The organism is Streptomyces sp. H27-D2 (assembly GCF_035828615.1).
In the GTDB taxonomy this organism is placed as follows: domain Bacteria; phylum Actinomycetota; class Actinomycetes; order Streptomycetales; family Streptomycetaceae; genus Streptomyces.
This window is the reverse complement of sequence record NZ_JAYMZR010000019.1, coordinates 47,563-59,154: the sequence shown is the minus strand read 5'-3', so window position 1 is coordinate 59,154 and position 11,592 is coordinate 47,563. Positions and strand designations below refer to the sequence as shown.

At 70.9% G+C, this 11,592-nt stretch carries 11 protein-coding genes and 1 pseudogene; 2 read left to right on the top strand and 10 right to left on the bottom strand.

Annotated features, from left to right (window positions below):
- Positions 1-13: 13 nt before the first annotated feature.
- Together QMK28_RS10700 and QMK28_RS10695 are read right to left on the bottom strand one after the other, a co-directional pair.
- Positions 14-418 carry a type II toxin-antitoxin system VapC family toxin gene (locus QMK28_RS10700; protein WP_326436832.1) on the bottom strand — a complete coding sequence of 135 codons (405 nt, stop codon included), beginning with the start codon at positions 416-418 and terminating at the stop codon, positions 14-16.
- Positions 415-696 carry a type II toxin-antitoxin system Phd/YefM family antitoxin gene (locus QMK28_RS10695; RefSeq protein ID WP_326436831.1) on the bottom strand — a complete coding sequence of 94 codons (282 nt, stop codon included), beginning with the start codon at positions 694-696 and terminating at the stop codon, positions 415-417. The genes QMK28_RS10700 and QMK28_RS10695 overlap by 4 nt, the downstream gene beginning before the upstream one ends.
- A 100-nt stretch (positions 697-796) precedes the next feature.
- Here QMK28_RS10695 and QMK28_RS10690 point away from each other — a divergent pair, with 100 nt between their 5' ends.
- The gene (locus QMK28_RS10690; RefSeq protein WP_326436830.1) at positions 797-1,093 is read left to right on the top strand and encodes a type II toxin-antitoxin system Phd/YefM family antitoxin; all 297 of its coding nucleotides are present in this window, start codon (positions 797-799) and stop codon (positions 1,091-1,093) included.
- Positions 1,090-1,491, top strand: coding sequence for a type II toxin-antitoxin system VapC family toxin (locus tag QMK28_RS10685; protein ID WP_326436829.1), 402 nt, complete (start codon positions 1,090-1,092; stop codon positions 1,489-1,491). Before QMK28_RS10690 ends, QMK28_RS10685 begins: the two co-directional genes overlap by 4 nt.
- Positions 1,492-1,573: 82 nt before the next feature.
- Here the strand turns inward: QMK28_RS10685 and QMK28_RS10680 are convergent, their stop codons facing one another.
- The 8 genes and pseudogenes from QMK28_RS10680 to QMK28_RS10645 form a co-directional block, all read right to left on the bottom strand.
- Positions 1,574-2,995 (bottom strand): DUF6177 family protein, encoded by a 1,422-nt coding sequence (locus tag QMK28_RS10680; RefSeq protein WP_326436828.1) that lies wholly within the window; start codon positions 2,993-2,995, stop codon positions 1,574-1,576.
- Complete coding sequence (gene eccCa, locus QMK28_RS10675) at positions 2,992-7,053, bottom strand: type VII secretion protein EccCa (protein ID WP_326436827.1); 4,062 nt, start codon at positions 7,051-7,053, stop codon at positions 2,992-2,994. The genes QMK28_RS10680 and eccCa overlap by 4 nt, the downstream gene beginning before the upstream one ends.
- Positions 7,050-8,276 (bottom strand): type VII secretion protein, encoded by a 1,227-nt coding sequence (locus tag QMK28_RS10670; protein WP_326436826.1) that lies wholly within the window; start codon positions 8,274-8,276, stop codon positions 7,050-7,052. Before QMK28_RS10670 ends, eccCa begins: the two co-directional genes overlap by 4 nt.
- A gap of 17 nt (positions 8,277-8,293) precedes the next feature.
- Positions 8,294-9,616 carry an EsaB/YukD family protein gene (locus tag QMK28_RS10665; RefSeq protein WP_326436825.1) on the bottom strand — a complete coding sequence of 441 codons (1,323 nt, stop codon included), beginning with the start codon at positions 9,614-9,616 and terminating at the stop codon, positions 8,294-8,296.
- Positions 9,617-9,671: 55 nt separating this feature from the next.
- Positions 9,672-9,953 carry a hypothetical protein gene (locus tag QMK28_RS10660; RefSeq protein ID WP_326436824.1) on the bottom strand — a complete coding sequence of 94 codons (282 nt, stop codon included), beginning with the start codon at positions 9,951-9,953 and terminating at the stop codon, positions 9,672-9,674.
- A pseudogene (locus tag QMK28_RS10655) lies at positions 9,841-10,207 on the bottom strand (type II toxin-antitoxin system Phd/YefM family antitoxin). Before QMK28_RS10655 ends, QMK28_RS10660 begins: the two are co-directional and overlap by 113 nt.
- Before the next feature lie 118 nt (positions 10,208-10,325).
- Positions 10,326-10,529: a DUF397 domain-containing protein gene (locus QMK28_RS10650; protein ID WP_326436822.1), complete on the bottom strand. Its 204-nt coding sequence runs from the start codon at positions 10,527-10,529 to the stop codon at positions 10,326-10,328.
- Positions 10,526-11,410, bottom strand: a complete 885-nt coding sequence (locus QMK28_RS10645) for a helix-turn-helix domain-containing protein (protein ID WP_326436821.1) — start codon at positions 11,408-11,410, stop codon at positions 10,526-10,528. Before QMK28_RS10645 ends, QMK28_RS10650 begins: the two co-directional genes overlap by 4 nt.
- Positions 11,411-11,592 lie beyond the last annotated feature (182 nt).

The window sequence follows — 11,592 nt, the reverse complement described above, 5'->3', positions numbered from 1 at the left end:
CGTTCAGGGGTGACTACGCGGGCGCGTGCACCGGAAGTCCGAAGTCGGCGGCAGCCGCAGCGAGTTCATGGTCATAGGTGACGAACGCGGTGAGGGGGACCCGGAACGGGTCGGCGGTCGCCAGGTGGATGGAGTCCAGCGTGCCGAGCCTGCGGGTCTGGTAGGCCATGGCGCGCGCCAGCACTGTCGTGGTGAGGTCGATGAGATGGACGCCTCGAACGGCCTGCCCGACATAGTGGGCCACCCGTTGCGGGTCCACTGCCGCACGGTGCAAGGTGCGGGTGATCTCCAGTCGGGTGAGATCACTGGTGAGGAGCTCGGTCTTCTCCGGCAAGGCCGCCCGCCATGCGCGCAGAGCCTCTGATTCCTTCTCCGGCTTGATGAACTTGAGGAGTGCGCAGGAGTCGAGGTAAATCAACGTCGGCGCTCCTTTTCGCGGTCCGACAGCAGGAGGTCGGAGAGGCTCTGCAGCTCCGGGGCGAGCTCGGGTGCGAGATCGGGCATGCCCTGCTCGGCGGGGGGAGTGGCATCGCCGGATTCGAGCATCCGCCTCAGCGGGTCCGGAGTCTCGGTCTCAGGCACCATGCGCAGGACCGGAACGCCGCGGTCGGTGACCAGTATCGGCACCCCGGACCTCACGAGCGCCACCGCTCTGGACGGGTTCTGGTTGAGTTCACGAAGCCCGATCGTTTCCATGGAGACAAATGTACCTACGTAATGTAGCTACAGCAACGGGGTGGGGTTCGGCGCAGGCGGCGGGCCAATTGTGTGAACAAAATTGTGATACATTCAAACCATGGCGACCCTCAATGAGCATGCCGTGGGGCTTCGGGAGCTGCGCCACAAGACGACTGAGGTACTGGCGCGCGTCCGGCACGGCGAGACGATCGATGTGACGGAATACGGTCGGCTGGTGGCGCGGATCGTTCCTGTGGAGGAGCGGGAGGTGACGCCGATACTGGACAGTCTCGCTGCGGAGGGGAAGGTTCGGCCCGCAGTGCGCCCCGGGTTCCGCCCGCGCATGCGGGCCGGTGACGGCAAAGACCGGCTGGGCGACGCGCTGGCCGCTCTGCGGGAGGAAGAGTCCTGGTGAGCCTGTACTACGTCGACACCTCCGCCGCTCTCAAGCTGCTGGTGGAGGAGAGTCACTCCAAGGTGTTCGCGCAGTTCTACGACGATGCCGCCGGCGCCACGTGGGTGAGTTCGGCCCTGCTCCGCATCGAAGTGATGCGGGCGGTCGCGAGGGTCTTGCCGACCCTGCTGCCCGATGCGCGGGATCTGTTGCTCGCCTTCGACTTCATCAGCATCGATGACGACATCGTGGACGCGGCGATGAATGAGCCGGATCGCATGCTGCGTTCGCTGGACGCCATTCATCTGGCGACTGCGCGGGTTCTGGGCCCGGAACTGACGGGCCTGGCCACGTATGACGACCGGCTGGCCGACGCGGGCAGGGACGCCGGGTTCGAGATCGTCAGCCCGCGCGGCTGACACGTATGCCCGCACTGTGCGCGGCGGGCCCGGACCGCGTGAGGGTCGCGGGGATCGGATCAGGTGAACGGACGGCCCATCGTCAGCCCTCCTGAACGGCCCCGAGGTGGGTGGTGAGTCGCTGGAAGACCGTCCACGCCTGGGCGTCGGAGCCGTCGCCGAGAGGGTAGTGGAGGGCGGGGCGTGCGGCCGGGCCGAGCTGGACGGGGTGCAGGTCCAGAGGCGGGCGGCGCGCGTGGGTGAGGCCGATGTCGCGTACGTCGGTGGCGCCGAGGGTGAAGGAGAGCGGGATGGGCGGAGCTTCGAAGTGCCCAGGGACGGTGAGATCCCGGCGGGCCCGGCGCAGGGTGGCGAGCATGGCGGTGAGGCCGTGCCCGGCGACGAGGGCCTCGGCGAGGGGCTGCACCGCTTCGATGGGCGGGGGTTCGTCCGGGCCGTAGCCGACGGCGAGGGTGATGTCTTCGGCGACGCCGCTCCTGGTGCGGGTGACGCGCAGGGTGGCGAGAGCGGGGCGGTCGGGGTGTCCGACGGCGAGTAGATGGGTGGGTTCGGGGGCGCGGTCGCGGGCGAGGCCGGTCAACTGGCGTACTGACCAGGGGAGGTTGATCGGTTCCGCGGTGCCCCAGCCGGCCGGGGACGCACCGGTCAGCGCCGTCCAGGCGGTGTCGAGCGCACGGCCGAGGACGAGGTTGGCGTCGGGCTCGTGCAGGGTGCGGAAAGCGACGATCAATTGCCGCTCGACGCCGGGGCCCGTACCGCTGAAGGCATCGGCCACGGACGATTCGCCGGTTTCGCTACGGGCCGGGGCGAAGGTGCCGTCTTGCCAGCGCAGTACGGCACCGGACAGGCCGTCGTAGTAGCCGCAGCCGGGGTCCTGGACGACCCAGCGGTTGGGGGCGCCGGCCAGCACGGTCCGCAGGGGCAGACTGAGGCGGGCGTGCGGCGGGGTGACGATCTGCAGGGCGTGGCCGCTCCTGGTGGTGGTACGCAGGATGTCGGACAGCCAGGCGGTCAGGGCGACGACGGGCCGGTCGGCCAGCACGACGGCCGTGGTGTCGGTGAGGACGTCCACGGCGGGCTGAGCGTCGCCGGACGTGGGGCGCGCGGTGAAGTCCTGACCGTCCTCCCCGGAGGTCGGGACGATGTCGGTGGTGCCGGCCGCGGCGGGCCAGGTGGTGCCGCCCAGCAGGGCGGTCAGGCGCCCGGCGACCGATCCGGCCAGCCGCTCCGCCTCGGGGACCGCGGTGGAGGCACGGGCTTCGGTCCACCAGTAGGGGCCTTCGGCCTCCCGGACCCCCAGCAGCCGTTCGGCCTCGCCGGGAACCTGGACGAGGAGCGGAGCTTCCACGGAGACCAGCGGACGACCGCCCGGCGCGCAGAGCTGGATGACGGCCCCGTCGTGGGCGGTGGTCACGTCCAGATCGGGGCCGCCCGCGTACAGCCCGGCCAGCAGCGCCCAGGTGTCGGGCATCTTCGGGGTGAGGGCGATGACGTCCTTGGTCACGTGGCCTGTCCTGACGGTTCTGAGCGGTCCGGGGCTTCCGGGACTTCCGGAGCTACCGGGGCTTCCGGGGCGAGGGCGGTCTGGATGAGCTGGTGGCGCCGGCCCCGGCGGACCAGCGAGCCTCGGCCGGTTGGCTGAGCGGTGGCGTACAGGCCGGGGAAGAGCTGGCCCTCGGTACGGTCGCCCGTCATGACGAGGGCGGCGGTGCCGCTTTCACGCAGGGTGGTCAGAAACGGTTCGTACAGCGCGCGAGAGGACCCGGCGACGCGGCGGGCGACGACGAAGTGCAGCCCGATGTCCTGCGCGGACGACACATACGGCAGGAAGGGCGCCAGGGGCTGCTGTCCCGCGGTGGTGAGGATGTCGTAGTCGTCGACGAGGATGACGATGCGCGGACCGCTGAAAGAGCTGAAAGAGGGGCCGTCGGGAAGCGTGTCATGGTCGGCGCTCTCCTCGGGCAGCCGCTTCTCCAGCTCCTTGGCGATGCCGGCCGCGAGGGCCGAGCCGATCCTGGCGTTGTGGGCGTAGCCGCCGCGGTAGGGCTCGGGGATGAGGCCGCGCAGCCCGCGGCGCGGGTCGAAGACCGCGAAGACCAGCTCGTCGTCGGCGTACCGCTCGATGAGCTGCCGGGCGACGAGCTTCAGCAGGTTGGTCTTGCCGCACTCGGTGTCGCCCAGGATCAGCAGATGCTGGTCGTGCGCGAACAGGTCCAGCAGTACGGGGTCGAGGCCGTCCTGGTCGACGCCGATGGGGATCCGCTTCGGCTCGGCGGCCAGCGGCGGGAGCTTCGCGGCGGGCAGTCGCGCGGGCAGCACCCGCACGGGCGCCGCGAGTTCGCCGTGCCAGGTGGCACGGATCGTCCGGGCCGCGTCCTCCAGCGCCGGGCCGAGACCGCCGACGGCCGGTACGGAGTCGATCCGGGGCAGCGCGGCCTGGGCGAAGAGTTTGCCGTCGGTCAGCACCCGCCCCGGGGTGTCGGCGGCGAGGGTTTCGGAGAGCTTACGGTCGATCGAGGAGTCGCCCGGGTCGTTGAGGCGCAGCTCAAGGCGGGTGCCGAACATCGACTGCGTGGCGATGCGGACGTCGTTCCAGCGCAGCATGCCCGCGACCACGTGGATGCCGTAGCCGCTGCCGCGCTTGAGCAGGTCGGTGACGGCGTCGTCGAGAGCGGCGAACTCGTCGCGCAGCGCGCCGAAGCCGTCGATGAGCAGCCCGACGTCGGTCGAGCCGAGCTCGGGCAGCGCGCCCTGCGCGCGCAGGGCGCGCAGCTGGTCGACGGAGTCGATGCCGTGCTCGCGGAAGAGCTCTTCGCGGGCGCCGAGCATGGCGCGGACCTCGGCGACGGTACGGGCGGTGCGCTCGTGGTCGGCCCGCCCGGCGATGCCGCCGACGTGCGGCAGCCCGGCCAGCGCGGACAGTCCGCCGCCGACCAGGTCGAGTCCGTAGAGCGCGACCTCGTCCGGGGTGTGGGTCATGGCCAGCGACAGGGCGAGCGTGCGCAGCAGGGTGGTCTTGCCGGCCTGGGGGCCGCCGATGACGGCTGTGTGCCCGCCGGCGACGGTGAGGTCGAGGGTCCACGGTCCCTGCCACTGCCGGGCGGGGTCGTCGAGCAGACCGAGCGGCACCCGCATCGGTCCTGGCCGGTGGGCCAGTTGGAGCCCGCGCCCGGAGACCTGAACGGGTCCGGCGGCGGCGTCGAGGGTGAGAGCGCCGGGCAGCGGCGGAAGCCACACCCGGCGTACCGGCTCGGCGGCGGTGCGGAGTTGGCCGACCATCACCGACATCACGGTCGGCCCGGTCTCCCGCTCGCGCATCGCGGGACCGGTGCCGGAGTCCTGCCCAGCGCTCTGAGCCCCGGTCGCGGAAAGGGTGTTGAAGGTGGGGTACGGCCGGCCGAGCGGAACCTCGTCCGCCGCCTCGGACAGGGCGGGGCCCCGGTAGACGCCGGAGACGTATCCGGCTTTGAAGCGTTCGTACGTGGAGGTGTCGACCTTGAGATAGCCGAAGCCGGGCAGCGGCGGCAGGTGGAAGGCGTCGGTGGTGTCCAGGACGGTGCGCGACTCGTCGGCGGAGAAGGTGCGCAGGCCCAGCCGGTAGGACAGGTACGTTTCCAGGCCCTTGAGCTTGCCGGCCTCGATGCGCTGGCTGGACAGCAGCAGATGCACGCCGATCGAGCGGCCGATGCGGCCGATGGAGAGGAACAGGTCGATGAAGTCGGGTTTCGCGGTGAGGAGTTCACCGAACTCGTCGATGACGACGAACAAGTGGGGGAGCGGCTCCAGCTCCGGGTTCTTGGCGCGCAGCGCCGCGTAGTGCCCGATGTCGGCGATGTTCCCGGCGTCCTTGAGGACCTGCTGGCGGCGCTTCACCTCGCCCGCGAGGCTGGTGTGGACCCGTTCCACCAGCCCGGCCTGGTTCTCCAGGTTTGTGATCACACCGGCGACGTGCGGCAGCTCCGCGAACGGGGCGAACGTCGCGCCGCCCTTGTAGTCGACCAGGACCATCGCCAGATCCTCCGGCGGGTGGGAGGCGACCAGCGTGAGGACGAGGGTGCGCAGCAGCTCGCTCTTGCCGGAACCGGTGGCGCCCACGCACAGTCCGTGCGGCCCCATGCCGAGCTCGGAGGACTCCTTCAGATCCAGCAGCACCGGCTGATGGTTGTCGTTCACTCCGATCGGCACCCGCAGGAACGCCCGGTCACCTCGCGGCGCCCACAGCCGCTCAAGATCCAGTGCCGCCGGATCATCGACACCCAGCAGCTTGGGGAAGTCCACAGCGCCGGACACCGGGGTGCCCTCGGCCAGTGACTCCGCCGACAGCCGCAGTGGGGCCAGCATGCGCGCGAGCCCCTCGCAGCCCGGGGCGCTCACCGCGTCCGACGTCCCGTACGCGGCTTGGACCTCAGGCGTACGCAGGTCTTCGACCGTCACCCGGTCGCCTTCGACGGTGATGCGCACGGTCACCTGATCGGGCTCGTGCACCTGCTGCTCCAGCAAGTGCAGCACGGTGACGCCCATGTCCGCCAGGGCGACGGCCGAATCCGGGCGGGCCAGTTCGGCGGCGGCGCCGCCGTACTCGTCGCTGATCACGAGCAGCCGGCCGGTGAGCTTCAGCGCGTTCCTGTCGGACAGACCCCGGCGCACTTCCGCGGCGTACGACGCCCGCAGCCGCAGATCGGCGCCGAGCAACCGGGCCAGCTGCGGCAGGCTCGGTGCGATGCGGCGCGCGGCGACGGGCCCGTCGAGTTCCTGGGCGTCCAGCACGTGGGGCAGCCACTTGACCCACTCCCACTCCGCCAGCCGCTCGCCCGGTACTCCGAACGCGAACGCCACATCGTCCGGTGCGTGCGTGGCCGCGCTGTGGATCAACAGGGCCCGCGCGACGCGCAGCACGCCGTCGCGGTCTCCGACGACGCTGATGTTCCCCGCCCTGTCCAGCGGCACCGTCAGCGGAAAGTCCGTCGCCGTGCCGAACCGGGTCAGCAGGGCCCGGGCCTCGTTGAGCATGAACGGGTCGGGCGGGGTCAGGACACCCCCGGCGCTGTTCTGGCCGATCGTCAGCTCCTGTACCGGTACGTCGCCGGTGCCCACCCGGATCCGCAGGAAGTCCGCGTCGGCGCGGCGGCGCTCCCACAGCCGTGCCGGGTCGTTCACGAGGTCGTACAGCGCCTGTGGCGGCGGGCTGAGCAGCCGTGCCGCCCGGCGCTGCGCCCGCTCCGCCGCCCCGAGCTCTTCGCGCAGCTCCTCCAGATACTCCAGATACCGCTCGCGCTGCGTGCGCCGGGTGCGCTGCGCCTTGCCCCGCTGGGACAAGAACAGCGCCATCGCACCCAGCAGCGCGACCACCAGCACCACGGCGCCCAGGCCGGCGAACTGGCTGTTGCGGATCACGGTCATCATCACGACCGAACTCATCACGCCGGCCATCGGCAGCAGCGCGGTCGCGGCACCACCCATCTTGCCCTCGGGCAGATTCGGCGGCGGTTCGATCGCGCGGGAGATTCCGGGCGCGAGCGGCCGGGTGGAGCGCGCCGGTCGGTGGATCAGTGAGCAGGTCATCGCACCCGCACCGCCCTCGTCATCGCCTCGGCGGCCAGCCGGGTGGCCGCCCGGCGGGTGGCCGCACCGAGCAGGGCGGTGTGCAGGGGGCCTCCGCCGGCCAGATGCCGGTCGTAGGGGAGGGACACCACCGTGACTCCTGTCTCCCGCAGATGCGCGGTGGCTGTCTTCAGGTCAAGTGCCAGGTCGGGCGAGTTCGCGGTCAGGGCGACCACGGTGGAGGACAGTGCGGCATGCGGCAGCCGCGCCAGCCAGTCCAGCACGACGCGGGTGCCGTTCACGCCCTCCGCGGTCATCGGGGCGACGATCACGCGCGCGTGCGCGGTGTCCATCGCCGTGCGCGCCACCTCGCCCGGCAGCGTCTCGCAGTCCACCACCGTCACCGCGAAGTACCGCCGGAGCGCGAGCGACACGGTCCGGTAGGTCGGCACGTCCAGCGGCGCACCGACACGCCCCTGGCTCGCGGGCAGCAGCCAGCCGCCGTCCGCCAGCGGCACCAAGTAGCCCGTGATGTCCGTCAACTGCATCGAGGGCGTGAGCAGTCGCGCCAGCTCCGCACAGGACCAGCGCACCGACTCCGCGCCCAGCCGTACCGGCAGAGTGCCCAGCGCGGCGTCGGCCTCCAGCGCGAGCACCGGATCGTGCCGGTAGTGGCTGAACGTACGGGTCAGCAGGGCGGCTGCCGTGGTCTTGCCCACCCCGCCCCGGATGGAGGTGACGGCGATCACCCGCCCGGTGGTCACCGGCTGCTGCAACTCCTGGGCGATACGGGACTCCTCGGCCACTTCCTGCGAGGCGGACGCGGTGAGCTTGCGTACGGTGCGCCCGGTACGCCGGACCAGCGAATCCCCGTGCAGCGGACGCCCCAGGGCGCCGGCCAGCCGGGGATCGATCGTCGGGAGCGACTCCGGCGTGACCATCGGCAGCTGCGCGGCCCGGTTCGGCCGGACGGCGGGCGCTGCGGGCGCTGCGGGAGGTACGGGCGCTGCGGGAGGTACGGGCGCTGCGGGAAGTACGGGCGGCACGGCGCGCGGCGGCGGGCTCGCCGGCTGATCCGTAGCAGCGACGGGCGGTCCGCCGACGTGTCCGCCGACCGGTGCGACCGGTGCGACCGGTGCGTCAGCCGGTTCGGAGCGAGCCACCTGCGGCACGGCGTCCGTCGCGGGAACGCCGCTCTGCCTCAACTCCCGCAACACATCGTGCTGCCAGTCGTTCTGAGCCATGTCCCGTGCCTGCACCTTCACGCGAATGTGCCGAGCAGACGCCCGTACACACCGAACATCCCGATCACCAACGGGAACAGAACGATCACCCCGACGGACTCCAGTGCGTCCCCGAACCGCCGCAGCCGCACGCGCACATGTTCAGCGGGCTGAACCGTCAGCACCGCGAGCGGAATCAGTGCCAGTACCACCAGCAGGGTCAACGGCCCCGACGCACCGGAACGCTCCAGCCACACCCAGACCAGCCGGACGGCCACGACCGCCGCGGCCGCCAGCATTCCCACCACCTCGGCGATCAGCGGGAAGGCCCGCGCCCGCAGCGCCAGCACCACGGCGACGGCCACCGCGAGCGGCACGGTCCACACCGTCGGCGTCCGCAGCACGAGAATGCCGGACACGGCGGCGGACACGGCCATGACGACCGTGGCGAGCGCCAGCCCGCGATGCGTGGCCGCCAGGGCGGTAGCCACCTGATACCGGCTCACCGAGGTCCCGCCCGAGCGGCGGTCGTCAAGCCCGGACAGCCCGGATGTCATCAACGCGAGCCGCGGCAACACCCCCAGCATGACCACCGACACCACGGCCAGCAGGGCGCCCGCGCGGGCCTGCCCCACGACCGGAACGGCAGCCGACTGGAACGCGACCGCGATCTCCCAGCAGGCAACACAGCCGGCCACCGCCGCGGCGCCGACCAGCCCGCCCCGCCCCAGCGGCGAGAACAACCCGAGCAGCACCAGGGCCACTACCACGGCCGCTGCCACGCCGGCCAGCCGCACCGCACCCGACCAGACCTGCGCGTCGGCCAGCGTCCACGCGCCGAGCACGCCCAGCGCTCCCGCGGTGACGATCAGCGTCGAGGCCAGCCCCCGCTTCCCCACCCTCCCGAGCAGCGCCCCGACGAGCGCCGAGGTCACGGCGACGACCAGCAGCGCACCGCCCACGGCGGAGAATGAGAACTCCCCCCGAGCCAGCACCCCGGCCGCCAGCGCCCACAACACCGTGGCCAGCCCGGCCACGACGCGCCGGGCCGAGGGCCGCCACCGCCACGCGCGTACGTCCAGATCGTCGGCGGCCTCATCGGTGACGTCATGCACCACCGGAGCCGACGGGGCGTCCTCCACCCGCACCAGCCGCAACACCGCGCCGTCCGGCACACCGGCCGACTCCAGCGTGCTGTCGTGCGCCAACGCGGAACCGTCAGTCGTCACCAGATGGCGCAGCAGGGGCTGCCCGGAGGGCTTGTCGTCCAGCAGCCGCATAATCTCGGGCAGAAGAAGGCCGATTGGCTCCTGCGCCGGCAGAACGAGGTCGACCCGCCGCTGTTCACCGACCAGAGTCACCCGGCTCAGCGCTGTACGGCTCGGGGACCCCGTAGATATCACGCGTTCGAACCTATCATCGAGCGGAGGGCGTCACGGAGGGCGTCACGGAGGGCGCGGAACGCTGCACCGCAGGCCCAGGCGCGTTCTTCCCGATGAGCCGGTGAGAAATGAACGACCACCCCACGCACCCGGCACACAGCACCGCCACGATCACAATCCCGGCGAATACCTTCCCCAACCGCTCATCCACGGAGCGCCGCTGCCGCTGCCCACCGAACAGAAGGGCATCCCGCAGCCGTCGGCGTCGTACGGACACCGATTCCAGCAGCTGACTGTCGTAATCCTGGGCTGACACGGTTGGCTGCTCCCTGGTCTGTACGGTCCTGATCCGCGCGGAAGGCTTCCAAGGAGATGCCGGGAGCGGTACGCGACATGCCGGCGAACTCGTCCCGGGGCATGAACCTCCTGCGCCGCCGCAGCGGAATCAGCTCACCGATCTGGTGGCCGTCACGAGTCACGGTGAACGACCGCCCGCCCTCGACGGCATCCATGATCTCTTTGGACCGGTTACGGAGACCGCGCTGGGTGAACCTCGGGCTGTGCGCTCATGGCACCACGGTACGCGGGCGGTGGCGCGCTGTGCTGCTGCGTGCCACGGCGACGCGGACGCAAGCCTGGACTCAGGGAGGGGCGGCCCGAGGGTCGCCCGCCCCTCGGCGGGGCGGCCTCAGGCCAGCTCGCTGACGAATGCGCGCCAGGCGTCACGGCCGAAGCAGATGACGGGGCCGGCGGGGCGCTTGCTGTCGCGGACGGGGACGAGGTGGGGGACGTTGTCGGCGACCTCGACGCACTCGTTGTTGCCGCCGCTGTACGTGCTGGTACGCCACCTCGCGCCCGACAGATCCGGCGTGCTGCGGTGTGCGCTGTTCATGCTTCGTGCTCCTTGGCCCTGCGGTGGATGACAGCGCGGGACTCGATCGGCGAGAGCGCAGATGTGCGCGCGGCGTCGAACAGGTCTTGGTAACGGGAGACATCCGTCTCCCGCTCCAGCCACATGGAGCCGGACGGATTGTCCACCAGCACCACGCCGAGCGCCCCCTCCTCCGGAAAACCCAGCACTACGTACGGGCCGAACATACTCGCATGGGCCCCACGGGAGAACGGCAGCACCTGGACGGTCACGTTGGGGTGCTCGGAACTGGCCAACAGGCGCTGTAGCTGCGCGTTCATCACCTGCGCCCCGCCGACCTGCTGGAGAAGTACGGCTTCCGAGAGCACGGCCCACAGCTGCAATGGGTTGTCATCCAGGAGGCGTTCCTGTCGGGCGAGGCGCACCTGAACGAACTTCTCGATCTCGTCTGCTGTCTGCCACTGACGGGAGGCTACTGTCACGGCTCGAATGTATTCCGGGGTCTGGAGCAGGCCGGGAACCAGCTGCGCCTGGAAGGTGCGGATGGTCCCCGCCATGGCCTCCAGGGCGATGTAGTCGCGGTAGGTGTCGGCGAGTACATCGCCGTACTGGTTCCACCACCCTTCCCTGCGCCTGCGGTTGGCCTTGCGCGCCAGCGAACTCAGCCGTTCCCGGATCTCGTGGTCCGAGACCTGATACGCGTGCAACATCGCCGTCAGGTCGGGGAGTCGGACCGCCACGCGGCCGTTCTCGATCCGGCTGATCTTGCCCTTGGTGCAATCGAGAGCCACGGCGGCCTGCGTGGTGGTCAGCCCGGCAGTCTCTCGCAATCGCCTGAGTTCATCGCCGAGTTGGCGGCCGAGGACGGTCGAAGGGTTCGCGGCGGTGCTCTTCGTATGCATGTGAACACCTTTAGCAAAGTGGCGGCTCCGATGGGGCGAGGTTACTCGAAAGAGGGAAAAAAGACGTGACATCTATCGGCAACGTTGCATTTTCGCGTGATGCTCGCCCATCCTGCTCGTGATGGCCACGGTGTCCCGCAATGCGAACTGCGCTCTCTGGCACGGGATTCCAGCCGAACACC